Annotated in this window: 21 protein-coding genes and 1 pseudogene; 7 read left to right on the top strand and 15 right to left on the bottom strand. The window is 71.2% G+C overall.

The genetic code is table 11. The annotated features are described in order from the left end of the window. Positions 1-37: 37 nt before the first annotated feature. Positions 38-1,225, bottom strand: a complete 1,188-nt coding sequence (locus FM051_RS15950; RefSeq protein ID WP_158843737.1) for a S8 family peptidase — start codon at positions 1,223-1,225, stop codon at positions 38-40. Between the two features lie 232 nt (positions 1,226-1,457). On the opposite strand from FM051_RS15950, the gene FM051_RS15955 reads away from it, so the two are divergent. After that, entirely contained in the window at positions 1,458-1,913 is a 456-nt protein-coding gene (locus FM051_RS15955) for a GNAT family N-acetyltransferase (protein WP_158843738.1), read from the top strand. 1 nt (position 1,914) lies between these two features. Here FM051_RS15955 and FM051_RS15960 read toward each other — a convergent pair whose 3' ends face one another. Beyond that, entirely contained in the window at positions 1,915-3,048 is a 1,134-nt protein-coding gene (locus FM051_RS15960; protein ID WP_158843739.1) for a S8 family peptidase, read from the bottom strand. Positions 3,049-3,585: 537 nt separating this feature from the next. Here FM051_RS15960 and FM051_RS15965 point away from each other — a divergent pair. Next, positions 3,586-4,548 (top strand): hypothetical protein, encoded by a 963-nt coding sequence (locus FM051_RS15965; RefSeq protein WP_158843740.1) that lies wholly within the window; start codon positions 3,586-3,588, stop codon positions 4,546-4,548. Position 4,549: 1 nt separating this feature from the next. On the opposite strand, the gene FM051_RS15970 is transcribed toward FM051_RS15965, so the two are convergent. From FM051_RS15970 to FM051_RS16010, 9 genes and pseudogenes are all read right to left on the bottom strand, one after another. Then, on the bottom strand, positions 4,550-5,707 hold the full coding sequence (locus tag FM051_RS15970) for an acyl-CoA dehydrogenase family protein (RefSeq protein WP_158844157.1): 1,158 nt from the start codon (positions 5,705-5,707) through the stop codon (positions 4,550-4,552). 2 nt (positions 5,708-5,709) lie between these two features. Continuing rightward, positions 5,710-7,593, bottom strand: coding sequence for an acetyl/propionyl/methylcrotonyl-CoA carboxylase subunit alpha (locus tag FM051_RS15975; protein ID WP_158843741.1), 1,884 nt, complete (start codon positions 7,591-7,593; stop codon positions 5,710-5,712). A 7-nt stretch (positions 7,594-7,600) separates the two neighbouring features. Further along, on the bottom strand, positions 7,601-9,196 hold the full coding sequence (locus FM051_RS15980) for an acyl-CoA carboxylase subunit beta (protein ID WP_158843742.1): 1,596 nt from the start codon (positions 9,194-9,196) through the stop codon (positions 7,601-7,603). Then, the gene (locus tag FM051_RS15985; protein WP_238412419.1) at positions 9,193-10,362 is read right to left on the bottom strand and encodes an acyl-CoA dehydrogenase family protein; all 1,170 of its coding nucleotides are present in this window, start codon (positions 10,360-10,362) and stop codon (positions 9,193-9,195) included. The genes FM051_RS15980 and FM051_RS15985 overlap by 4 nt, the downstream gene beginning before the upstream one ends. Beyond that, positions 10,359-11,872, bottom strand: a pseudogene (locus FM051_RS15990) (acyclic terpene utilization AtuA family protein). The gene FM051_RS15985 and the pseudogene FM051_RS15990 overlap by 4 nt, the downstream one beginning before the upstream one ends. 56 nt (positions 11,873-11,928) lie before the next feature. Further along, positions 11,929-12,678, bottom strand: a complete 750-nt coding sequence (locus FM051_RS15995) for a TIGR03084 family metal-binding protein (protein WP_158843743.1) — start codon at positions 12,676-12,678, stop codon at positions 11,929-11,931. After that, positions 12,675-13,289, bottom strand: coding sequence for a TetR/AcrR family transcriptional regulator (locus FM051_RS16000; RefSeq protein ID WP_158843744.1), 615 nt, complete (start codon positions 13,287-13,289; stop codon positions 12,675-12,677). The genes FM051_RS15995 and FM051_RS16000 overlap by 4 nt, the downstream gene beginning before the upstream one ends. A 61-nt stretch (positions 13,290-13,350) precedes the next feature. Beyond that, positions 13,351-13,752 carry a nuclear transport factor 2 family protein gene (locus tag FM051_RS16005; protein WP_158843745.1) on the bottom strand — a complete coding sequence of 134 codons (402 nt, stop codon included), beginning with the start codon at positions 13,750-13,752 and terminating at the stop codon, positions 13,351-13,353. A gap of 58 nt (positions 13,753-13,810) precedes the next feature. Further along, the gene (locus FM051_RS16010; RefSeq protein ID WP_202918854.1) at positions 13,811-15,715 is read right to left on the bottom strand and encodes an intein-containing Rv2578c family radical SAM protein; all 1,905 of its coding nucleotides are present in this window, start codon (positions 15,713-15,715) and stop codon (positions 13,811-13,813) included. A 46-nt stretch (positions 15,716-15,761) separates the two neighbouring features. Here FM051_RS16010 and pnuC point away from each other — a divergent pair, with 46 nt between their 5' ends. From pnuC to FM051_RS16025, 3 genes are all read left to right on the top strand, one after another. Beyond that, positions 15,762-16,418: a nicotinamide riboside transporter PnuC gene (gene pnuC / locus FM051_RS16015; protein WP_202918855.1), complete on the top strand. Its 657-nt coding sequence runs from the start codon at positions 15,762-15,764 to the stop codon at positions 16,416-16,418. Continuing rightward, a complete protein-coding gene (locus tag FM051_RS16020; RefSeq protein WP_158843748.1) occupies positions 16,415-17,491 on the top strand; it encodes an AAA family ATPase in 1,077 nt (358 codons plus the stop codon). Before pnuC ends, FM051_RS16020 begins: the two co-directional genes overlap by 4 nt. A 61-nt stretch (positions 17,492-17,552) precedes the next feature. Next, positions 17,553-19,007 carry a YibE/F family protein gene (locus tag FM051_RS16025; protein ID WP_158843749.1) on the top strand — a complete coding sequence of 485 codons (1,455 nt, stop codon included), beginning with the start codon at positions 17,553-17,555 and terminating at the stop codon, positions 19,005-19,007. Here FM051_RS16025 and FM051_RS16030 read toward each other — a convergent pair. Next, positions 18,934-19,296: a DUF1304 domain-containing protein gene (locus FM051_RS16030; protein WP_158843750.1), complete on the bottom strand. Its 363-nt coding sequence runs from the start codon at positions 19,294-19,296 to the stop codon at positions 18,934-18,936. The two genes, FM051_RS16025 and FM051_RS16030, sit on opposite strands and share 74 nt — an antisense overlap. Before the next feature lie 48 nt (positions 19,297-19,344). Between FM051_RS16030 and FM051_RS16035 the strand changes: the two genes are divergently transcribed. Continuing rightward, positions 19,345-20,208, top strand: a complete 864-nt coding sequence (locus FM051_RS16035) for a spermidine synthase (protein ID WP_202918856.1) — start codon at positions 19,345-19,347, stop codon at positions 20,206-20,208. Between the two features lie 40 nt (positions 20,209-20,248). Here the strand turns inward: FM051_RS16035 and FM051_RS16040 are convergent, their stop codons facing one another. From FM051_RS16040 to FM051_RS16050, 3 genes are read right to left on the bottom strand one after another with little or no spacing between them, the layout of a single operon-like run. Next, a complete protein-coding gene (locus FM051_RS16040) occupies positions 20,249-20,878 on the bottom strand; it encodes a hypothetical protein (RefSeq protein WP_158843751.1) in 630 nt (209 codons plus the stop codon). Beyond that, positions 20,875-22,167: a histidine--tRNA ligase gene (gene hisS, locus FM051_RS16045; RefSeq protein ID WP_158843752.1), complete on the bottom strand. Its 1,293-nt coding sequence runs from the start codon at positions 22,165-22,167 to the stop codon at positions 20,875-20,877. Before hisS ends, FM051_RS16040 begins: the two co-directional genes overlap by 4 nt. A gap of 5 nt (positions 22,168-22,172) precedes the next feature. Further along, the gene (locus FM051_RS16050; protein ID WP_158843753.1) at positions 22,173-22,874 is read right to left on the bottom strand and encodes an MBL fold metallo-hydrolase; all 702 of its coding nucleotides are present in this window, start codon (positions 22,872-22,874) and stop codon (positions 22,173-22,175) included. Positions 22,875-23,018: 144 nt separating this feature from the next. Between FM051_RS16050 and FM051_RS16055 the strand changes: the two genes are divergently transcribed. Further along, on the top strand, positions 23,019-23,882 hold the full coding sequence (locus FM051_RS16055; RefSeq protein WP_158843754.1) for a peptidylprolyl isomerase: 864 nt from the start codon (positions 23,019-23,021) through the stop codon (positions 23,880-23,882). Positions 23,883-23,920: the final 38 nt, after the last annotated feature.

A 23,920-nucleotide genomic window follows, 5' to 3' on the forward strand; every position in this document is an offset into this window, starting at 1 on the left:
CGCGAGAAGGGGCGGCCCCGGGTGTCCTGCGTGTCGGTCAGGCGGTGGGCGCCAGGTAGAGCAGGCGGTTCGGGGAACCGGTACCCGGGCTGGTCACCTTGCTGGCCGTCGACTGGCCGACCAGGTAGCTCGACACCTGGGCCGGGGTCGCCGAGCGGTTGCCCGCGAGGTAACGGGCGGCGGCGCCGGCGACGTGCGGGGTCGCCATCGAGGTGCCGCTGATGGTGTTGGTGGCCGAGTCGCTGGTGTGCCACGCCGAGGTGATCGACGAACCCGGCGCGAAGATGTCCAGGACCGAACCGTAGTTCGAGTAGCTGGCACGGGCGTCGGTGCTGGTGGTCGCACCCACCGTGATCGCCTCGGTCACGCGCGCCGGCGAGTAGCTGGACGCGTTGGCGTTGCTGTTGCCCGCCGCGATGGCGTAGGTGACGCCCGCCGCGACCGAACGGCGCACGGCCGCGTCGATCGTGGTGGACGCGCCGCCGCCGAGGCTCATGTTCGCCACGGCCGGCTTGACGTGGTTGTTGGTCACCCAGTCGATGCCCTCGATCACGTCGGCCGTGGTGCCGCTGCCGGCGTCGTTCAGCACGCGCACGCCGTACACCGTCGCGCCCTTGGCGACGCCGTACTGGCTGCCCGCGATGGTGCCCGCGACGTGCGTGCCGTGGCCGTTGCCGTCCTGCGCGACGCTGTCGTTCTGGACCGCGTCGTAGCCGTTGCGAGCCCGGCCGCCGAACGTGCTGTGGCTGATCCGCACACCGGTGTCGATGACGTAGACGTTCACGCCCGAGCCGGTCGAGGTGTAGCTGTAGGCCGAGTCCAGCGGCAGGTTGCGCTGGTCGATCCGGTTGAGGCCCCACGACGGCGGGTTGGTCTGCGTCGCCTGGATGGTGAAGACCTGGTCCTGCTCGACGTACTCGACGGCCGGGTTGGCCGCGAGCCGCTTGGCCGCCGCCTCCGGCAGCGACACGGTGAAGCCGTTGAGCGCGCTGCGGAACACGGTGTCGACCTGGCCGCCGTACTGGCCCGCCAGGCTCTGCGCGGACGCGGTCGAGCCGTCCTTGAGCTTGACGATGAAGTGGTTCTGGACCTTCTGCGAGGCGTCGGCGGCGAGGATCTCGCCCTCGGCGGCCTGCGCGGGAGCGGCCAACAGGGAGGTCGCGGTGACGGCGAGCGCCGTCGCCCCGACCCCGGCCAGGAACCGGACCTGTCGTGACTGTCGCATGCGGATTCCGTTCTTCGACGGTGATCCCAACGCACCCCGAGGAGCTGTGCAGGGCTCGGGGGTGACATTGGGCCACCTTGCCCTCGCTGACAGTCACAAACGTAGGCAACCGATGCGTTCCCTCGGAAGGGTGAACAATTGCCAGTTAAACCTCTAGCGTCAACAAACCCCGTGACCTGCGGTTTCCCAAAATCCGGGAGCGGTGGCGTGACGACGGCGCTACCGTCCGGACATGCGTTTGGAACCCGTGACCGAGGACAACTACCGGGCCGTGATCGGCCTGGAGGTCCACGAAGAGCAGCGGTCGTTCGTCGCGACGAACCTCAAGTCGATCGCGGACGCCTGGATCCACCGGCCGAGGATGCAGCCGCTTGCGCTGTTCAGCGGAGAGGAGTTGGTGGGCTTCACCCTCCTCGAACGGGACAGACCGGAAGCGCTGCACATCGTCCGGTTCATGATCGACCGGCGCGCCCAGGGCCGCGGGCTCGGTCGCAAGGGCCTGGCCGCGATCGCCGACGTGGCGCGCTCCGAGGGCCGCACCGAGCTGGTGCTGAGCGTCGTGCCGGGCAACGCGGTGGCCCGCGGCCTGTACGTGGCGTTCGGTTTCACCGACACCGGCGAGGTGGACGGGGGCGAGCTGGTGATGCGCCACGAGCTCGCCCCGTCGGCTCACCTCGCCGACCAGTAGCTCACCGGGTCGGCGACCAGTACAGCAGTCGGCCCCACGACAGCGGCGTGGCCTCGGAGACCACCGCCGAGTGCACCTGCGCGGGCGTCGCCGCCGGGTTGGCCTGGAGGAACCTCAGGGTCACGCCGGTGACGTAGCCGGTGGACAGCGACGTGCCGCTCAACGTGTTGGTGGCGGTGTCGCTGGTGCCCCACGCGACCGTGATGCTCACGCCGTAGGCGTAGACGTCGACCACCGGGCCGTAGTTGGAGAACGTGGCGCGGGTGTCGGTCCTGGTGGCCGCGCCCGACGTGATCGCCTCCGCGACGCGGGCGGGCGAGTAGTTCGCCGCGTTGGCGTTGCTGCCGCCCGCCGTCACGGACGCGGTCACGCCCGCCGCGATCAGCCGGCGCACCGCGGCGTCGATCGCGGTCGACGCGCCGCCGCCCAGGCTGAGGTTGGCGGACGCGGGCTTGACGTGGTTGCGCGCCACCCAGTCGATACCCGCGATGACGGTGGTGGTCGTGCCGCTGCCCGAGCCGCCGAGCACCCGGACGCCGCACACCAGGGCTTCCTTCGCGACGCCGTTCACGCGGCCCGCGATGAGGGACGCGACGGCCGTGCCGTGGCCGTTGTCGTCCTGGGGGACGCTGTCGTTGTCGACCGCGTCGTAGCCGGGGCACGTCCGGCCCGCGAACTCGGTGTGCGTGGACCGCAGGCCCGTGTCGATCACGTACGCCCTGGTGCCCCGACCGGTCGAGGTGTAGTTGTACGTGCCGTCCGCGGACGAGCGCTGGTCGAGCCGGTCGAGGCCGTACGGCGCGTTGTACTGGGTGGTGCGGGCCTGCACGACCTGGTCCTGCTCGACGTACTCCACCGCCGGGTCGGCGGCGAGCCGACGGGCCTGCTTCGCGGTCAGGGACGCCGCGAAGCCGCCGAACGCGGGGAACGTCCGGGTGACCTGCGTGCCCAACCGTGCTTCGACGGCGGCGGCGCCGTTCTTGAGTTCGGGAAGGTCCTTGAGCTTGACGATGTAGCTGCCGGGCACGGCGGTGGCCGAGCCCGCGTGCAGGACGGCGCCCTCGGCGTGGGCGGGCGCGGCGAGCAGGGCGACGGTCAGGGCGGCGACGGCGAGACCTGGTAAGAGCTTGCGCATACGGCTTTCCTTTGCAGGGGAAGGGACCCGGCGCGGATCACGCGTCGGGGCTGCCAGTGTGCCGAACTCCGGTCAGGCGGTGGGCGCCCGGCGGAGGACTCGGTTCGGGGGAACCACCGCGGGCAACGTGATTGAGAACTATTCAACGCTGTGGAGAAAATGCTTTGGAAGGTTGCCGACGAAAGGAGAAGGACCCAGGGGGCACCCGGGCGAAGACATCGGCACCGCTGTCAATGTGACACTGCGCATAGGGGTCCCGCGACCGCCTCGGATGTGCTCCACGTCACCCACAGCTCCGAGACCATGGGCTGCTCCGCCTATCGGGAAGCGACCGGACGCCCCAGTGCGGTGCGACGATCGCCCGGTACCGGGTTCTTCACACCACTGCTGTTAATGAGATTTCAAACATTCCACAGCCGACCGGATTTTGCCGTCCGATTCGGTTAAATCCACTGCGGGAAACCCGATCGGCTGTACCGCACCGGTGATTTCGCACGATAACGTCGCTCGCCTTGTCCACGGAAGAACGGAGCGAAGATGCCTACGCCAGTCGTCGGACCGGAATCGCGGGTACGCGATCCCCGACGGATCGACGCGGACAGCGACCCCTTCGCGGACGCATTGCGTGCGGCGATCCGCGCGAAAGGGCTCAGCCTGGAACGCATCCAGCACAAGCTGCGGGCGCGGGGCGTGGCGGTCAGCATCGCCGCGCTGAGCTACTGGCAGTCGGGCAGGCGGCGGCCGGAGCGACCGGACTCGCTCACCGCCGTCGGCCACCTGGAGGAGATCCTGGAGGTCGGCGCCGGCGGGCTGAGCACGCTGCTCGGACCGCCCCGGCCGCGCGGCAAGGCCCGTCCCCGGCCGCGCGTGTCCGGTCCCGAGGGCTGGGTCGGCGAGAGCGACTACGCGACCATCGCGGAGCTGCTGGCCGACGTCGACACCAGCACCGACCAGGACCTCACCCGCCTCAGCCTGCGCGATCAGGTGGAGCTGGCGATGGACGGCAGCACCCGCCGGGTGCGGTCGCGGCAGGTGCTGCGCGCCGAACGGGCGGGCGTCGACCGGGTGCTGCTCGGCTACGACACCCGGCTGCCGGGCGACCCGCTGCCCGTCATCGGCACGCTGCGCTCGTGCAGACTGGGGCGGGTTTCCGCCGACCCGCGCAACGGTTTGATGGTCGCCGAACTGCTGCTCGACCGCCCGCTGCGCCGAGGTGAGCGGACCGCCGTCGAGTACGAGCTGATCCACGTGGCACCGCACCACCCCACGTTCGACAACACCCACTCGCGGCGCTTCCGCCACCCCGTTCGCGAGTACGTCCTGGAGGTCCGGTACGACTCGCGGTGCCGACCCGCGCGTTGTGAACAATTCACGACCGGTTTGACCGGTGGAGAACCAACCGACGTGCGCGAGACCCCGGTGGACACGTGGGGCTACGCGTACGCGGTCGCGCTCGACTTCGGTCCCGGCGTGGTCGGCCTGCGCTGGGAATGGGCCTGACTCAATAGGAGCGCGGCAACTTCAACGTGTGCTGCGCGACGAAGTTCAGGATCATTTCCCGGCTGACCGGGGCGATTCGGGACAACCGGGACGCGGCCAGCATGGCGCCCAGTCCGTACTCCGACGACAGCCCGTTGCCACCGTGGACCTGGATGGCCTGGTCCACCGCCGCCGCCACCGCCTCCCCCGCCGCGTACTTGGCCATGTTGGCCGCCTCACCAGCAGCCCGGTCCTCCCCAGCGTCGTAGAGAGCCGCGGCTTTCTGGGTCATCAGCCTCGCCAGCTCGACCTGGATCGCGCACTGCGCCAGCGGGTGCGCGATGCCCTGGTGCGCGCCGATCGGCGTGTCCCAGACGGTCCTGGTGCGGGCGTACTCGCTCGCCTGGTCGAGTGCGCGGCGGGCCATGCCGGTGGCGAAGGACGCCGCCATGATCCGCTCCGGGTTGAGCCCGGCGAACAGCTGGGCCAGCCCCGCGTCCTCGCTGCCGACCAACGCGTCCGACGGCAGGCGCACGTCGTCGAAGAAGCAGGTGAACTGCTTCTCCGGCGACAGCACCTCCATCGGGATGTGCAGGTAGGTGAAGCCGGGCGCGTTCGTCGGCACGATCATCAGCGACGGCGCGAGCCGTTGCCCGGTCGAGTCCACGTGCCTGGCGACCACCAGGACGGCCTCGACCTCGTCCACGCCGGAGATGTAGTACTTGCCGCCGTTGAGGACCCACTCGTCGCCGTCGCGGTGGATGGCGGTGGTGAGCTTGTGCGAGTTGGAGCCCGCGTCCGGCTCGGTGATGGCGAACCCCATCTTGGTGGTGCCGTCGGCGAACCCGGGCAGCCACCGCCGCTTCTGGGGCTCGGTGCCGAAGCGGGCGATCACCGTGGCGCAGATGGCGGGCGAGACGACCGTCAGCAGCAGCGGGCAGCCGGCCGCGGCCAGCTCCTCGCACACGGCGGCCAGGTCGCCGATGCCGCCGCCACCGCCGCCGTACTCCTCGGGCACGGCCACGCCGAGGTAGCCGAGCTCGCCCGCCTCGGCCCACAGCTCGTCGGTCTTCTCCCCGGCCCGCGCCTTGGCGGTGAAGTACTCGTGGCCGTACTTGCGGGCCAGGTCGGCGACGGCCTTGCGCAGCGCCCGCCGCTCTTCGCTCTCGGTGAAGTTGATCGTCATGATCCAGCCTCCACTACCGCGAGCACGTCGCCCGCATCGACCTGTCGACCTGCCCGCACGAGGACTTCCGCGACCGTGCCGCCGGCGGCGGCCAGCACCCGGTGCTCCATCTTCATCGCTTCCAGGACCAGCAGTTCCGCCCCGGCCTCTACCCGCTGCCCCGGTTCGACCGCGACCCGCACGACCGTGCCCGGCATCGGTGCGACGGTCGCGCCCTCGGCGACCTTGGCCTGCGGTTCGGGGAAGCGCGGCCGGACCTTGAGCGACACCGCGCCCACCTCGACCCGGTCCCCGTACACCGCGACCGGGAACGTCGTGCGCACCCCGTCCCGCTCCACCGTCACCGCGTCCGGTGAGGCGGACACGACCGTCAGGTCGAGGCTCGTCTCCACGCCCGCGCGGGTGTGCCGGTAGTCGACCTCGACCGTCTCGCCGCCGTGCTCGAACACGGCCGTCTGCGGCTGGGACGGGAGGTTCCGCCAGCCCGGCGGCAAGGTGCCCAGCGGGAGGGTGGCGCGGCGGCGTTCGGCCAACGCGAGGGCGGCGGCCAGCGCGGCGGGCCGCACGTCGACCGGTTCCGGTGTGGTGAGGTCGTGCTGGTCTAGGAACCCGGTGTGGGTGTCGCCCGCGCCGAACGCCGGGTGCCGCAGCGTGCGCACCAGCAGGTCCCGGTTCGTGACGAGGCCGTGCAGCTCGGTGCGTTCCAACGCGGCGGCCAGCTTGCGGATCGCCGCGTGCCGGGTCGGCGCCCACGCGATCACCTTGGCCAGCAGGGGGTCGTAGTGCACGCCGACCTCGCTGCCGTCCTCCACACCGCTGTCGACGCGCACCCCGTCCGGAACGGCGAACCGGTGCACGGTGCCGCCGGCGGGCCGCCAGTCGTGCGCCGGGTCTTCGGCGTACAGCCGGGCCTCGATCGCGTGGCCGCCGGGTGTCGGCGGTTCCCCGGGGAGCCGCGCGCCTTCGGCGATGGCGAGCTGCCAGGCCACCAGGTCGACGCCGAACACCTCCTCGGTGACCGGGTGCTCGACCTGGAGCCGGGTGTTGACCTCCAGGAAGTGGAACGAGCCGTCGTCGGTGAACAGGAACTCCACCGTGCCCGCGCCGACGTACCCGATGGTCTCGGCGGCTCTGGTCGCCGCGTCGAACAGCCGCTCACGGGCCTCCGGTGTCACGGCCGGGCTCGGCGTCTCCTCGATGATCTTCTGGTGGCGGCGCTGGATGGAACACTCCCGCTCACCCAACGCCCACACCGTGCCGTGCGCGTCGGCCAGGACCTGCACCTCGACGTGCCGCGCGTGTTCGAGCAGCGGTTCGCAGAACACCGTGCCGTCACCGAAGGCGGACTCGGCCTCCCGGCGCGCAGCGGCGACCTGCTCCGCCAGTTCGGCGCCGGACCGCACCACCCGCATACCCCGCCCACCGCCACCGGCGGACGCCTTGACCAGCACCGGGAACTCCAGCGCCGACTCGGGGTCCAACTCCGGCAGCACGGGCACGCCGGCGGAGGCCATCCGCTTCTTGGCCGCGACCTTCGACCCCATGGCGTCGATGACCTCGGGATCCGGCCCCACCCACGTCAACCCGGCGGCCAGCACGGCACGCGCGAACGAGGCGTTCTCGGACAGGAACCCGTAGCCGGGGTGCACCGCGTCCGCACCGGCGGCGAGCGCCGCGGCCACCAGCAGGTCACCACGCAGGTAGGTCTCACCGGGCGAGGCTCCGGGCAGCCGCACCGCCGCGTCGGCCTCCCGGACGTGCGGCGCGTGCGCGTCCGGGTCGGAGAACACCGCCACCGGCGACACCCCCACCTCCCGGCACGTCCGGATCACCCGGCGGGCGATCTCGCCCCGGTTGGCGATCAACAGCCTGCGGATCATGGCGTCCTCACATCCGGAAGACGCCGTAGCCGTCGGCGCCCTTGATCGGTCCACTGTGGATCGCGGACAGGCAGAGCCCGAGCACGGTTCTGGTGTCGCGCGGGTCGATCACACCGTCGTCGTAGAGCCGGCCGGACAGGAAGGCGGCCAACGACTGCTGCTCGATCTGCCCCTCCACCGCCTGCCGCATGGCCGCGTCGTGCTCCTCGTCGTAGTCCTGCCCCTTCGCCGCGGCCGCCTGCCTGGCCACGATCGAGAGCACGCCCGCGAGCTGCTTCGGCCCCATCACGGCGGACTTGGCGTTGGGCCAGGTGAACAGGAACCGCGGGTCGTAGGCCCGGCCGCACATGCCGTAGTTGCCCGCGCCGTACGACGCGCCCATCACCACGGTCAGGTGCGGCACCCGGCTGTTCGACACCGCGTTGATCATCATCGCGCCGTGCTTGATGATCCCGCCCTGCTCGTACTGCGCGCCGACCATGTACCCGGTGGTGTTCTGCAGGAACAGCAACGGTGTGTCGCTCGCGTTGGCCAGCTGGATGAACTGCGTGGCCTTCTGCGCCTCCTCGCTGAACAGCACACCGCGCGCGTTGGCCAGCACCCCGATCGGATAACCGTGCAGATCGGCCCACCCCGTCACCAGGCTGCCGCCGTAGTCCGGCTTGAACTCGTCGAACCGGGAGCCGTCCACGATCCGGGCGATCACCTCGCGCGGGTCGAACGGCACGCGCAGGTCCGTCGGCACCAGCCCCAGCAGGTCCTCTTCGTCGTGCAGCGGCGGTTCCACGGGCTTGGGCGAGGGGCCGAGCTTGCGCCGGTTGAGCCGGGCGACCACCCGCCGGGTCAACCGGATCGCGTCCACCTCGTCCTCGGCCACGAAATCGGCCAGACCGGACGTGGTGCCGTGCATCCGCGCGCCGCCCAACGACTCGTCGTCGGACTCCTCGCCCGTCGCCATCTTCACCAACGGCGGACCACCGAGGAACACCTTCGAACGTTCCTTGATCATCACCACGTAGTCCGACATGCCCGGCACGTACGCGCCACCCGCCGTGGCGTTGCCGAACACCGTGCTGACGGTCGGGACACCGGCCGCGGACAGGCGGGTCAGGTCGCGGAACGCCCGGCCGCCGGGGATGAAGATCTCGCTCTGGCTCGGCAGGTCCGCACCGCCGGACTCGACCAACCCGATCAACGGCAGCCGGTTCTGCAACGCGATGTCGTTGGCGCGGAACGTCTTGCGCAACGTCCACGGGTTGCTCGCCCCGCCACGCACGGTCGGGTCGTTGGCGACGATCACGCACTCGACGCCCTCCACCACCCCGATACCGGTGACCACGCTCGCGCCGACCGGGTAGTCGGTGCCCCACGCCGCCAACGGCGACAGCTCCAGGAACGGGCTGTCCTGGTCGACCAGCAGCTCGATCCGCTCCCGCGCCAGCAGCTTGCCGCGCTTGTGGTGCCGCTCGGTGTACTTCGGGCCGCCGCCCGCCAACGCCTTGGCCTGCTCGGCGTCCAACTCGACGAGTCGGGCCAGCAACGCCTCCCGGTTCCCGGCGTACTCGGGCGACCGACTGTCCAGCGCCGTCCGCAACGTCGTCATCCCGTGAACCCCAATCGCCTCGCCGCCAGCTCCGTCATCACCTCGGTCGCACCGCCCCCGATGCCGAGGATCCGCGCGTCTCTGTAGTGTCGTTCGACCTCCATAACGCGCGTGTAACCAACTCCGCCGTGCAGCTGGACCGCCGCGTCCACAACGAACGAACACGCCTCCACGGCCGCGTTCTTCGCGAAGCACACCTGGGCGACGACGTCCTGGCCCTGCAACACCTTCACCGCCACTTCGCGCGTGTACGTGCGGGCGAGGTCGATGCGCTGCGCCATCTCCACCAGCCGGTGGCTGACGACCTGCCGGGCGATGAGCGGCTTGCCGAACGTCTCGCGTTGCCGCGTGTACGCCAGGGTCAGGTCGAGACAGCGCTGAGCCGTCGCGTAAGCCTGCACGGCCATCGAGATCCGCTCCACCTGGAACTGCCGCATGATCAGCGCGAACCCGCCGTTCTCCGGCCCGACCAGGTTGGCCACCGGCACCCGTGCGTCCACAAAGGACAATTCGGCGGTGTCCGAGCAGTGCCAGCCCATCTTCTCCAGCCGGCGGTCCACGGTGAACCCCGGCGTGCCCTTCTCGATCACGAGCAGGCTCACGCCCCGGTGACCGGGACCACCGGTGCGCACGGCGGTCGTGACGAAATCCGCCCGATCACCTGAAGTGATGAACGTCTTCGACCCGTTCACCACGTAGAAATCACCTTCACGCCGAGCGGTGGTGCGCAAGGCCGCCACGTCCGAGCCGCCACCGGGCTCGGTGACCGCGAGCGCCCCGATCAGCTCGCCGTTCAGCGTGGGCCGGACGAACCGGTCGATCAGGCTCTCGTCACCCGCGTCCACCATGTGCGGCAACGCGATGCCGCCCGTGAGCAGCCCCGCGACCAGCCCGGACGAGCCACCGGCCTGGATCAGCTCCTCGGTCGCCACGACGCTGTCGAGCAGGTCGCCCGCGCCGCCGGCGCCCTCCGGGAACCCGATGCCGAGCAGCCCGATCTTCGCGGCCTTCCGGTGCAGCTCACGGGGCAGTTCCCCGGCCCGTTCCCAATCCGACAGGTGCGGCACGACCTCCCGCTCGGTGAACTTCCGCACGGTGGCGCGGAGATCCCGCCGCTCGGGCGTCTCGAACAGCTCGGACGTCGTGTTCACCGCAATCGGGTTCACAGCAGCGCCTCCGGGATGTCGACGTGACGGGAGCGCAGCCACTCCCCCAGCGCCTTGGCCTGCGGGTCGAACCGGGTCGAGGAGGCGACGCCGTCACCGAGCAGCCCGTGCAGCACGAAGTTCAGCGCCTTGAGGTTCGGCAGCTCGTACCGGTCGACCTCACCCGCCTCGGGCAGCAGCTCCTTCAACCGCTCGACCGTGAGCTCCCCGCGCAGCCACTCGTACTGCGCGTCGGTCCGAACCCACACACCGAGGTTGGCGTCACCACCCTTGTCACCGGAGCGCGCGCCCGCGATCGTCCCCAGTGGAACCTTTTTTGGGGGAACGCTCATACCTCGACCACCTCCCCGTCCGGCAGCACGGCCTGGTGCCGCACCGACGCCCGAGGCACGTACGCGGCCCGGTAGACGCCGAACGGCGTGCCGTCACCGGGCGGCGCGGTGACGTGGAACCCCGGGTAGGACCCCAGTGCCAGCTCGACCCCCGCCCGCGAGAATGCCTTGGCCCGCTTGGGATCCGCCGTCTTGACGGTGACGTGCAGCAGCGCGCTCGCCGCCTCCTCGGTGTCCGCGTCGGCGTGTTCGGTGCGCGCCAGCGTCCACGTGAGGCCGTCCTCGCCGATGGCCTGTTCCAGCTGGTGGCGGACCAGGTTCGCCTTGGCCTCGACGTCCAGCCCGGTGAGCACGAACGTGGTGGAGTTGCGGAACCCGCCCAGGGTGTTGAGGCACACCTTGAGCGTGTCCGGCGGCGGCGAGCCCTTCACCCCGGAGATCCGGACGCCCCGCGCGTGCGGGTCGAGCCGGATGGTGTCGAAGTGGCTGACCACGTCCGGCCCGAGGTAGGCGGGCGCGCCGATCTCGTAGAGCAGCTGCGCGGTGACGGTGTCCACGGTGACCGCGCCACCCGTGCCGTCGTGCTTGGTGATGACCGACGAGCCGTCGGCCTCGATCTCCGCGATGGGGAAACCGGGCCTGGTCGCGTCGATCTCGGTGAAGAACGAGTAGTTGCCGCCGGTGGCCTGCGTGCCGCACTCCAGCACGTGCCCGGCGACCGTCGCGCCCGCCAAGGCGTCCCAGTCCTCACGGCCCCACCCGAAGTGCGCCGCCGCCGGTCCGACGACCAGCGACGCGTCGGTGACCCGGCCGGTGACCACGACGTCCGCACCGGCGTTCAGGCATTCGGCGATGCCCCACGCGCCGAGGTAGGCGTTGGCGGTCAACGCCTCCGGGAACCGTTCCCGCAGGTCGTCGCCGGTCACGTAGGCGACCTTCGCGCCGAGGCCCAGCTCGTCGACCGCCTCGGCCAGCCCCTCCGGGTTCAGCCCGCCGGCGTTGGAGACGATCTTGACGCCTCGGGCCAACGCGTCGGCCAGGTTCTCCTCGAGCTGGCGCAGGAACGTGCGTGCGTAGCCGAGGTTCGCGTCCTTCATCCGGTCGCGGCCCAGGATGAGCATGGTCAGCTCGGCCAGGTAGTCGCCGGTGAGCACGTCCAGGCCGCCGCCGGCCAGCATCTCGCGGACGGCGGAGAACCGGTCGCCGTAGAAGCCCGAGGCGTTGCCGATCCGGATCACCGCTGCCCCTTGCCCCGTCCCGCGCCGGGAGGACCGGCGAACGCCTGCGCGATGGGCAGCCAGGCGTTGGCGGTGTCCCCGACCGCGGTGACGGCCAGCTCGTCGCGGTGCCGTCGTTGGGTGGCCAGCAGGCAGAAGTCCAACGCGGGACCGGTGATCCGGTCCTCGGCGTCCTCCGGACCCCACGTCCACAGCTCTCCCTGCGGCCCGGTGAGCTCGACCCGGACCGGCGCCTGCGGCACCGGCAGGCCGTTGACCAGGAACGCGTAGCCGAACGCACGGACCGCGATGTGCGCGACGTGCTTGAGCCGGTGCGTCGGCTCACGGGTCACCTGGAGCGCGTCGGCGACGTCCTGACCGTGCGCCCACGTCTCCATCAGCCGGGCGGTGGCCATGGACGCGGGGCTCATCGGCGGGCCGAACCACGGCACCTTCACGCCCGACGGCACCGCCAGGAGCGCCTCGGCCAGCTCCGCGCGGCTCGCCCGCCAGTCCGACAGCCTGACCCGCTCCCGCGCGCCCTCGTCCACCAGGTCCGGTGCGGCCTGCTTCAACGCCTCGGTGAACGCCGCCGGGTCGCGGGCGGCGAGCGTGGCCATGCGGTCGGTCCAGCGCAGGTGGCTGATCTGGTTCGCGATCGTCCAGCCCTCGGCGGGCGTGGGGATCGTCCAGTCGTACAGCGGCGAGACCAGGTCGTCCAGCACCTGGCTCTCGGCGCGCAGGTCGTTCAGGATTTCGGTGATCACAGCGAGTCCTCCAGCAGTTGAGCCCAGTGCCGGATGATCCTCTTACGCCGATTGCCGTCGTCGGTCAGCTGGTTGGCCAGGGCCAGGCCGCGCACCAGGTCGAGGGTGATCTGCACGGCTTCGCGGACGCCAGGCTTGGTCTCGTCGGCGTTCAGCAGCTCGACGGCCAGGCGGTGCGTCTCGCGGCCCAGGCGGACCTCCAGCGGCACCACCACCGTCTTGAGGTCGGGATCGGTGCGCGCGGCCACCCACAGTTCGAGGGCGGCGGTGAACAGGTCGCTGGCGTAGAAGTCGGCGATCAGCTCGACCACCGCGGTGATCTGATCTTTCGGCGAACCCCCCTTGACCTGCCGCGCGCGGTCTTTGAGGTGCAGGACGCTTTCCGCGCCCAAGTGCTCGACCGCGGCGGCGACCAGTTCGCCGCGGGTGCGGAAGTGGTGCAGTTGAGCGCCCCTGGACACGCCCGCGCGCTCGGCCACCACGGTTGTCGTCGTACCCGCCCAGCCGCGTTCGACCAGGCACTCGACGGTCGCCTCCATGAGCTTGCGCCGGGTCTCCCGACTTCGGTCGGCCTGGCGCCTGGTTTCCCGCTGCCCGGTTCCGGTGGCCATGCGACCGAGTGTTCCGGGCCACTAACAAACAGTCAAGACTGATTGTTAGTGGCCCGGACGACTACCACCCGCCTTGGACCATGGTCTGGAACAGCCACTTGCCGTCGGTCTTCACCAGCAGGTCGCCGTACCGCACGACCTGCGAGAACTCGCCCGCCGTGATGGTCGCGTCGGTGATCACGAACACCAGGTCGGCGTTGATGAAGACCGGCGTCCGAACCGACTCCATCTGCACGTCACCCTCGCCCAGGGTCGCCGCCATGTCCTTGAGGAACCGCTCCCGGTCCCACGACTGCGCCGAACCGTCGGTGACCGCGTTGACCGGGAACAACGCCATCCCGGCCATCGCCTCGACGTCCTTGGCCACGGCCAGGGCGTCCCACTCCTCGAACCACGCGAGCACGCCCGCCACGTCTTCGTCGGTCGGCACGAACCCAGCCCCACTACCCGGAACAGCATGCATGTCGTACAGCGTACCGTACGCCGTACGCCGTACGACTGCCTCCGGCGTCCCCTCCCCGTCAGAGGAGGGTCAGTTGTTCCTGGACCACCGGGGCGGGTGGGGTTGTAGCGGGGAGGCTGCCTTCCGGCCACACGCCCTCGTCATCGCCCGGGACGCCCACGGCGTCGCGTGTGCCGCGCGCGTCCAGGCCGTGTCGGGCCAGTAGCGGCGTGATGCGGGCGGTCAGCCACCGGCGGTAGCGGGCGTCCACATAGGCCCCTCCGGCGTACAGCTTCCGGTAGCTGTCGACCAGGTCCGGCCGCTCACGCACCAGCCACCGGGCGAACCACTCGCGCGCGCCCGGCCGCAGGTGCAGCGGCAGGACGGTGACGCCGGTCGCGCCCGCCGCCGCGATCGACGCCAGCAGCGCGTCCAGCTGCTCCTCCGAGTCGGTCAACCTCGGCAGCACCGGCGCGACGAGCACCCCGCACGGCAACCCCGCGTCACGGATCCGGCGCACCAGCTCCAACCGCGCCTGCGGACTCGGCGTGCCCGGCTCCAAGCCCGATTGCAGGTCGCGGTCCAGCAGGGCCAGCGACACGCCGATGCCCACCGACACCGACGACGCGGCCTCCGCCAGCAGCGGGAGGTCCCGCGACAGCACGGTGCCCTTGGTGAGGATCGAGAACGGCGTGCCGGAGTCGGCCAGTGCCCGGATGATGCCCGGCATCAACGCGTACCGGCCCTCCGCCCGCTGGTACGGGTCGGTGTTCGTGCCCATCGCCACGTGCTCGCGCCGCCACTTCCGGGACCGGAGCTGAGCGGTCAGCACCTCCACCGCGTTGACCTTCACGACGACCTGGGTGTCGAAGTCGCGCCCGGCGTCCAGGTCGAGGTAGGTGTGCGTGTTGCGGGCGAAGCAGTTGTGGCTGACCAGACCGTTGGCCACGAAGTCGCCGGTCCCGGTGGTGATGTCGTACAACGTCCGCGTCACGCCCAGCGACTCCACCGACACCACCGACAGCCGGGACGTCACGGGCACCTCCATGCCCTCCACCGCGTTGCCGCGCGGGATCACCGGACCCGCCAGGTGCAGGAACCGCAGCCGCTCGGCCAGCCCGCCGACGATCCGCACCCCGCGCACCTCGACCACGTGCGACACGCGCAGCCGCGTCAACGCCAGCACCGCCGCCTCGAACACCGCGCTGTCCGAACTGGACATCACCAGCTGACCGCCGGTGGAGCTGCCGCGCGCGTCGAACAGGCCCGCCAGGAACCCCTTCGACCACTCCTCCCCCGGCGTCGTCGGCCACTCGACCAGTTCGCTCTCGCGCGGCACCCGACCGCCGGCGAACTCGCGCACCCGTGCCCGCACATCCGGGTGGCTGGGCAGCCCGCCGCGCACCGCACCCCACAGGTAACCGGTGCGGTACTCGTCGTCGTGCGCGGGCGGCGCCGCGAACCGGCCCGTTCCGACCAGCTGCGTGCCCTTGACCAGGAACGGCCGCTCCTCGAAATCGTCGCACCGGCCGGGCGTGACGTGCTTCCAGCCCTCGTCGGTGAGGAACCGGTGGTCGCCGCCGGCCACCACCTGCGTGCCATCGCTCAACGTGAGCCGGTACGCGGGCTTGGACGTCTTCCAGTGCGCCTGCACACGCGTGACCACGAACCTCCCGTCCGAAGTGCCGAACACCTCCTCGCCGACGGACAACTCGGCGATGGGCTTGGTGCGGCCGTCGGCCAGCAGCACGGGGGTGTCGCCGGTCAGGCAGTACGTGCAGCCGTGCGAGCAGCCACGATAGGGGTTGATCGTCCAGCCGAACGGCAGCCGGCCGCCCGGCACCTTGTTCAACACGGACTTGGCGTTCACTTCGTGGAACACGACATCGGCGAAGTCGGGGGTTCGTACGCTGCGAACCAGTCCCGGCAACCCCGGCAGAGCCTGCTGCCGGTCAGCCCCGTCCTTCTGCCCGTCCCATCGCATGCCCACATTCGAACATGTGTTCGATCTACGGTCAAACGGAGTGCCCGTGTCAGTGCTGGACGTCATCCTGTGGCCCTTCAACACAACCGCCTTGACCTTCGCCGGGGCCACCACGAGCTGGGGCGAGGTGGCCGGGTTCATCACCGGCGCGCTGTGCGTGTGGCTGGTGGCCGGGCAGAACCCGTGGAACTGGCCGATCGGCATCCTCAACAACCTCGCCTTCGTGGTGCTGTTCGCGACCAGCGGCCTGTACGCCGATTCCGGCCTGCAGGTCGTCTACATCGCGCTCGCGTTGTACGGCTGGTGGGCCTGGCTGCGGGGCGGCGCCGAACACTCCGCCCTGCCCGTCAGCCGGACCACCCGCGAGCAGTGGTGGTGGCTGCTCGGGGCCGGTGTGGCGGGCACCCTGCTGCTGGTGTGGGTGCTCACCTCGTTCAGCAACTCGACGGTGCCCTGGGCGGATTCCGTGACCACTGTCCTCTCGCTGCTGGCCACGTGGGGCCAGACCCGCAAGAAGGTCGAGTGCTGGTGGCTGTGGATCGCCGCGGACGTGATCTACGTTCCGTTGTACGCCTACAAGGGCCTGTGGCTGACCGCGATCCTCTACGTCGGCTTCATGGCCCTCTGCGTGCTGGGACTGCGCAACTGGACGAAGGCGCTGCGCGACGACGACCTGCGCGACGACCTGGCCGCCGTCGCGTGACCGACTTCGACCACGCGTTGGTGCTCGGCAAGTTCTACCCGCCGCACGCCGGTCACCACCACCTCATCCGCACGGCCGCCGCGCGCAGCAGGCGGACCACGGTGACCGTGCTGGCGTCGAGCGTGGAGTCCATCCCGGTCGCGGACCGGGTGGCCTGGCTGCGCGCCGAACACGCGGACACGCCCGGTCTCGTCGTGCTCGGCGACGTGGACGACCACGAGATGGACTTCCACAGCGACACCGTGTGGGAGTCGCACATGGGCGTGGCACGGGCGGTGCTCGCGCGGCGCGCCATCCTGGACGGCGACCCGGCGTCGGCGGCGGTCGACGCGGTGTTCTCCAGCGAGCACTACGGCGACGAGATGGCCAAACGGCTGGGCGCCCGGCACGTCCTGGTCGACCTGGACCGCAGCGCGCACCCCGTGTCGGGTACCGCGGTCCGGGCCGACCCGCGAGGCCAGTGGGCGCACCTCGCGCCGGCGACCCGGGTGGGACTGTGCGCCCGGATCGTGGTGCTCGGGGCGGAGAGCAGCGGCACCACGACGTTGTCGCGTGACCTCGCGGCCGCGCTCGGCGCACCCTGGGTGCCCGAGTACGGCCGCGAGCACACCGAGCTGAAGCTGGCCGCCGCCCGCGCGTTCCACCCGGACGCCACCGTCGACAGTCTCGTGTGGACGGTCGGTGACTTCCAGGACGTGGCGCGCAGGCAACGGGAACTCGCCGACGCGGCGGTGGACGGCCCGGTCCTGGTGTGCGACAACGACTCGTGGGCAGCGACCGTGTGGGGCCACCGGTACCTGGGCGCGCCGCACCCGGACATCGCGCCGGACGCCCACCGGCCCGCCCTGTACCTGCTCACCGATCACGTCGGCGTGCCGTTCGAGCAGGACGGGTGGCGGGACGGCGAGCACCTGCGCGCGTGGATGACGGCCGAGTTCCGGGCGGGACTGGCCGCGCGGGGCGTGCCGTGGCGGCTGGTCACGGGACCGCCGGAGCAGCGGCTGCGGCAGGCCCTGGCGGCGTGCGAGGAGGCGGTGGCCCGGCACTTCCGGTTCGCCGACCCGCTGGGTTAGCCGGTCACCACGACCGCGCCGGGCTGTCCGCACTGCGCACGGTCGGGGCTGGTCGGGCAATATGTGCGCCGTGCACGCCAAGGACCTGATCGCCGCTCACGGCCACGGACACGGGCACGGCCCCGCCGAGCCCGCCTCCAAGCCGGTCCGCAAGCTGCTGCTGGTCCTGCTGCTGCCGTTCGTGCTGGCCACCGTCGTGGGCACGCTCCTGCTGTACCCGTTCGGGCACGAGCAGCGCACCGGCGCGGAGGTGGGGCTGGCGCAGGTGCCGGTGCGCGGCGACGTCACCGCCGTGGCCCAGGGCGGGTGCGGACCGGACACGGACACACCCGACGCCACCGGGTGCTTCCTGGTGACCGTGCGGATGAGCGACGGCGCGGCGGCCGGGCAGGAGGTCCGCATCCCGGTGCCGGACCAGCCGGGCACGCCGAAGTTCGCGGTCGGCGACGCGGTGGTGCTGTCCTACGGCGGCGGCAACCCGCGGGAGAGCACGTCGTACCAGCTGGCCGACTTCCAACGCGGGGTGCCGCTGCTGCTGCTCGCCGTGCTGTTCGCGGCGGCCGTGCTGCTGCTGGGGCGCTGGCAGGGGTTGGCGGCGCTCGGCGCGCTGGCGTTGAGCTTCGTGGTGCTGGCGCTGTTCGTGCTGCCCGCGATCCTGGCCGGGGAGAGCCCGCTGACCGTGGCCGTGGTCGGCGCGGGGCTGATCATGTTCATCGTGCTGTACCTGACGCACGGGCTGTCCGCCCGGACGTCGACGGCGGTGCTGGGGACGTTGGTGAGCCTGGCGTTGATCGGCGTGCTGGGCGCGGTGTTCTCCGCGTTCGGCAAGCTGACCGGGCTCGACCAGGACACCGCGAACCTGGTGTCGCTGCTCGGGCACGGCATCGACACCCGCGGGCTGCTGCTCGCGGGCACGATCATCGGCGCGCTGGGCGTGCTGGACGACGTGACCGTGACGCAGACCAGCGCGGTGTGGGAGCTGCGCCGGGCGAACCCGTCGCTCAACTTCCGCGAGCTGTACGCGGCGGGGTCGCGGATCGGCCGCGACCACCTGTCGTCCGTGGTGAACACGCTGGTCATGGCGTACGCGGGCGCGGCGCTGCCGTTGCTGCTGGCGTTCACGCTGTCCGGCCGGACCCTGGGCGAGATCGTCACCGCCCAGGACGTGGCGCAGGAGGTCGTGCGGACGCTGGTGGGCAGCATCGGCCTGGTGGCCGCCGTGCCGATCACCACCGCCCTGGCCGCGTTCGTGGCCGGCCGCGAACCCGTGCCCGCCTCCGACGCGTCCGACGCCGCCGAGCCGCCCCCCGAATCGCCCGCTACCGCCTCTTCCCCCGCCACCTCGTCCTCCGCCGCCGCTTCCGACCCGACGTGGCGCAAGCGCGTGACCGGCGACCTGCGCACCGGCTACGACCCGGCCAAGGGCCCGTGGCGGCGCCCGGCTAACGGGCCAGCAGGACCAGCGACAACGCGATCGCGGCGGGCACGGACTGCACGACCAGAATCCGACGACTGACCGTCGCCGCGCCGTACAGACCCGCCACGATCACGCAGATCAGGAAGAACACCGCGAACGCGAACCCGGTCGTGCCGGGCGCGATCAACGCGAAGATCAGACCGGCGGCCAGGAAACCGTTGTAGAGGCCCTGGTTGGCCGCCAGCACCTTGGACTCGGCGGCGAACTCCTCCGTCGTGCCGAACGTCGCACGGCCGCGCGGGGTGGTCCAGAGGAACATCTCCAGCACGACGATGTAGAGGTGGATGGCCGCGACCAGCGCGGTGAGGACATCTGCGGCGATCTGCACGAGTGTGCAGCGTAACCGCCCGCGGGCGCGGCAGGGATAATCACCGGTGTGGGACGGATCCGGAAAGCCGACGAGACCATCAGCCGGGAGGTCGACTCGGGCATCGCGGAACTGGTCCCCGATCCCGACGTGTCCAGGGCGTGGATGCTGCGCCTGAACGGCACCCCGCAGTCCCACGTGGACCTGGACGACCCGACGCACCTCGAGTTCGAGTACCTGCGCAGGCTCGGCCACGTCGCCGACCTGATCGCGCCGGGCAGCGACCCCATCCGGGCACTGCACCTGGGCGGCGGCGCGCTCACCCTCCCCCGGTACATCGCCACCACGCGGCCGCGTTCCAGCCAGCAGGTCGTGGAGATCGACGCGGCGTTGATCGACCTGGTCCGGGGCATCCTCCCGCTGGACCGGAACTGGCGGCTGCGCATCCGCAACGGCGACGCGCGGGCCGTGCTGGAGAAGGCCCCGGAGGGTGCGTTCGACCTGGTCGTGACGGACGTGTTCGCCGGCGCCCGGACGCCCGCGCACCTGACGTCGGTCGAGTTCGTGGCGCTCGCCTCGCGCACCCTGCGTCCGGGCGGTGTCTACGCGGCCAACATCGGTGACGGCGGGAAGCTGGCGTTCGCCAAGGCCCAGGCCGCGACGGTCCGCGCCGTGTTCCCGCACGTGTGCGTGCTGGCGGAGCCGGCGGTGTTCCGGGGCAGGCGCTTCGGCAACTTCGTACTGGTCGGTTCACACGTGGAGCTGCCGGTGGCGGCGTTGACCAGGCTCACCGCCGGCGACCCGTTCCCGGGGCGCGTCGAACACGACGACTCCTTGATCCGCTTCATCGGCGGCGCCCCACCGACGACGGACGAAACCGCCACCCAGTCACCCCCACCACCCAGGGGCACCTGGGGCCTACCCGACGACTGACCCCGCCGACACCGACCCGCCGCGACTCACGCGGCGCGGGTCAGGTCTGGTCGAGGGTCGAGACGAAGCGGGAGATGGCGTCCGGGGTCAGCTTCTGGGCCAGGCGGCCCGCCGGCGCCATCGAGCCGAGCTTGTAGAGCGGGCGGTCGGCGGCGGCCAGGCCGCGGGCCTCGGCGCGGAGTTGGGCGACCAGCAGCTCGGAGAACACCAGGCCGGGAGGGTCGCCCCGGCCCGCCAGCACGTCGGCCAGCTTGCGCAGCGGCAGGACGCCCTGCTCGCGCCCACCCGTACCGGCGTAGATCGCCAACGCCAGGTTGATCGCCTTGCCGCCACCGCGCACGAACAGGCCCACGGTCCGGGTGCCGCGCATGTCCGTCACCAGCAGGTCCAGCTGGTCGGCCGTGTGCAGGTCCACCGAACGCGTGCCGAAAGCGCGCACGGACAGCACGTGACCTTCCAGCCACACCCGCCGCCGCGCCTCCGACCACGCCAACAGCAACAGCGGCACGGCGAACACCGCCGCCGTCACCAGACCGGCGGTCCGCCCCGCGAGCAGCCCCAGCAACCCGCCGAACGCCGCGGCGACGATCAGCGCGCCGATGGCGACCGTCCGCGCGCGCTTGCGCACCGCCTTCGGGTCGAGCAGGTCAAGGGCAATCCGCTCGCTCACCGGCCCAACGCCTCCAGCACCGAGATCACCACGTCGTCCAGCGGCACGGAACGCTGGTCGCCCGACGCCAACTCCTTCACCTGCACGACCCCGGCCTCGATGTCACGCTCGCCCAGCACCAGCGCGAACCGCGCGCCCGACCGGTCGGCGCCCTTCATCGCGCCCTTGAGCCCCTTGCCGCCATAGGACAGGTCGAACCGCACACCGGCCGCCCGCAGCGGCGCGGACAACGCGACCAGCCGCGACTTCGCCACCTCGCCCAACGGCACGCCGTACACGTCGCACCGGGTCACGTCACCCGGCGACACGCCCTCGACCTGGCACGCCAGCAGCGCCCGGTCCACGCCGAGGCCGAACCCGACCCCGGACAGCGGCTGCCCGCCCAGCTGCTCCATCAACCCGTCGTAACGCCCGCCGCCGCCGATGCCGGACTGCGCGCCCAACCCGTCGTGCACGAACTCGAACGTCGTCTTCGTGTAGTAGTCCAGCCCGCGCACCATCCGCGGGTTCTCCACGAACTTCACGCCCAGGTCGTTCAGGTAGCCCTTGACCTGCTCGTAGTGCGCCAGCGACTCGGCCGACAGGTTGTCCACCATCAGCGGCGCGTCGGCGACCAGCTCGCGCACCTCGGGCCGCTTGTCGTCCAGCACCCGCAACGGGTTCAGCTCGGCACGCCGCCGCGTCTCGGAGTCCAGCGGCAGCTCCGCCAGGAACGCCTGGAGCTTCTCCCGGTACTGCGGACGGCACGTGGCGTCGCCCAGCGAGGTCAGCTCCAGCCGGAACCCGGTCAACCCCAACTCCCGGAACCCGGCGTCGGCGACCGCGATGACCTCGGCGTCCAGCGCCGGGTCGTCCACGCCGACCGCCTCGATGCCGACCTGGTGGAACTGCCGGTAACGCCCGGCCTGGGGCTGCTCGGCGCGGAAGAACTGCCCCGCGTACGCGAGCTTCACCGGCAGCTGGCCGCGGTCGAGGCCGTGCTCGATGACGGCGCGCATCACGCCCGCCGTGCCCTCGGGCCGCAGCGTGATGGACCGGCCGCCGCGGTCGGTGAACGTGTACATCTCCTTGCTCACCACGTCGGTCGACTCGCCGACACCACGCGCGAACAGCGCGGTGTCCTCGAAGACGGGCAGCTCGATGTAGCCGTAGCCCGCGCGGCGCGCGGACCCGACGAGCGTGTCGCGGACCGCCAGGAACGAGGCGGAGTTCGGCGGGAAGTAGTCGGGCACGCCCTTGGGTGCCGAGAACGGGGTTACAGAAGGCGTTACAGAAGACGTCGTCGTCACGGTTTCTACAGTCCTCGGTGCGGTGCGGCCGGCGCGTCGGGTGAACCCAGTTCCAGCAGGAACGGGTTGCTCGCGCGCTCGCGGCCGATGGTCGTCGTGGGCCCGTGGCCGGGCAGCACCACCGTGTCGTCGGCCAACGTCAGCACCTTGGTGCGCAGCGACGTCAGCATCTCGCGGTGGTCCCCGCCCGGCAGGTCGGTGCGTCCGATGGAGCCGGCGAAGAGGGTGTCGCCGGACAGCACGAGCCGTCCGCCGTCCTCGGTGCCGGCGCGGAACATCACCGACCCGCCGGTATGGCCCGGTGTGTGGTCGACGGTCAGCCGGAGACCGGCCAGGTCCAGCTCGGCGCCGTCGGCCAGTTCGCGCACCTCGCGCGGCTCCCGCATCTCCAGGTTGCCGCCGAAGAAGGCCCGTGACCCGGTGCTGATGCCCTTGAGCGGGTCGGACAGCAGCTCGCGGTCGTCGGGGTGGATCCACGCCGGGATGTCGTTGCCGTCGCAGACGGGTGCGACGGAGAACGTGTGGTCGAAGTGCCCGTGCGTCAGGAGCACCGCGACCGGGGAGAGCCGGTGCTCGCGCAGCGCCTCGGCGATCGGCTCGGCCGCGTCCTGGCCGGGATCGACCACCACGCACGCCTCGCCCGCGCCCGTGGCCAGCAGGAAGCAGTTGGCCTGAAGGGCTCCGGTCGGGAACCCGATCACCAGCACGGGATCACCTCTCGACGGCAACGGATCGACAACGGATCCCTGCGGACCCCTGAACCAGCCTATCCGGCATACACCAGTCACATGCGTGCCCCCTAGACTGCTGACCGATCGTCGCCGTCGACGCAGAGATCAGGGAGGTTGCAGGTGCCGACCAACGTGCAGCGCCGCGAGCAGGCCAAGCGGAAGCTGGAGCGCCAGCTCGTCCGCAGGGCGGAGCGCGAGAAGCGGCGCCGGATGATCGCCATCGTCGCGACCGCGGTCACCGTCGTGGTGGTCGCGGGCGGTGTGTACTGGATCGCCACGACCGATTTCAGCAGCACCGGGGACGACGCCGCGGCCAGCTCGACCACGCCCGCGCCGATCGAGATCCCCACCGAGGTCAAGGCGATGCCGACGCGTCCGACGCCGATCGCGGACCCGACGAGCTGCGAGTACCGGCCGTCGAAGGAGCCCGCGTCCAAGGAGGGCACGAAGGCCCCCGAAGCGACGGGCGTCTCCGCGACCGGCACGGCGACCGCAACCGTCAAGGCCAACATCGGCGAGCTGAAGCTGACGCTGGACCGCGCGCTGGCGCCGTGTGCCGTGAACAGCTTCGTCAGCCTGGCCAAGCAGGGCTACTTCGACGGCAGCAGCTGCCACCGCATCGGCACCGAGGGCCTGCAGATGCTGCAGTGCGGTGACCCGACGGGCACCGGCAGCGGCGGCCCCGGCTACGCGTTCGACAACGAGACGTGGCCCGAGCTGAGCTACGGCCGCGGCTACCTGGCGATGGCGAACGCGGGCCTGGACCAGGAGACGCAGAAGGGCACGAACGGCAGCCAGTTCTTCATCGTCTACGGAGACGCGCAGCTGTCACCCGACTACACGGTCTTCGGCAGCCTGGACGAGGCGGGCCTGAAGCTGATCGACGAGGTCGCGCGCGCGGGCCACGACGGCTCGTTCGACCCGTCGCCCGGTGGCGGCAAGCCGAACAAGGAAGTGAAGTTCGAGTCGGTCACCGTCGCCTGACGCACCGGACGGACGGACACGCAGGGGCCCGGCACTCG

It is taken from the genome of Saccharothrix deserti, assembly GCF_009769385.1.
Classification (GTDB): domain Bacteria; phylum Actinomycetota; class Actinomycetes; order Mycobacteriales; family Pseudonocardiaceae; genus Actinosynnema; species Actinosynnema deserti.

Coding starts and splice junctions, on each gene's coding strand:
- FM051_RS15960 (WP_158843739.1), bottom strand. CDS start 3,048: ATGCGCAAGCTCTTACCAGGTCTCGCCGTCGCCGCCCTGACCGTCGCC.
- FM051_RS16005 (WP_158843745.1), bottom strand. CDS start 13,752: ATGCATGCTGTTCCGGGTAGTGGGGCTGGGTTCGTGCCGACCGACGAA.
- FM051_RS15980 (WP_158843742.1), bottom strand. CDS start 9,196: ATGACGACGTTGCGGACGGCGCTGGACAGTCGGTCGCCCGAGTACGCC.
- FM051_RS15975 (WP_158843741.1), bottom strand. CDS start 7,593: ATGATCCGCAGGCTGTTGATCGCCAACCGGGGCGAGATCGCCCGCCGG.
- FM051_RS15950 (WP_158843737.1), bottom strand. CDS start 1,225: ATGCGACAGTCACGACAGGTCCGGTTCCTGGCCGGGGTCGGGGCGACG.
- FM051_RS16010 (WP_202918854.1), bottom strand. CDS start 15,715: ATGCGATGGGACGGGCAGAAGGACGGGGCTGACCGGCAGCAGGCTCTG.
- FM051_RS16025 (WP_158843749.1), top strand. CDS start 17,553: ATGTGCGCCGTGCACGCCAAGGACCTGATCGCCGCTCACGGCCACGGA.
- FM051_RS15965 (WP_158843740.1), top strand. CDS start 3,586: ATGCCTACGCCAGTCGTCGGACCGGAATCGCGGGTACGCGATCCCCGA.
- FM051_RS15955 (WP_158843738.1), top strand. CDS start 1,458: ATGCGTTTGGAACCCGTGACCGAGGACAACTACCGGGCCGTGATCGGC.
- FM051_RS16000 (WP_158843744.1), bottom strand. CDS start 13,289: ATGGCCACCGGAACCGGGCAGCGGGAAACCAGGCGCCAGGCCGACCGA.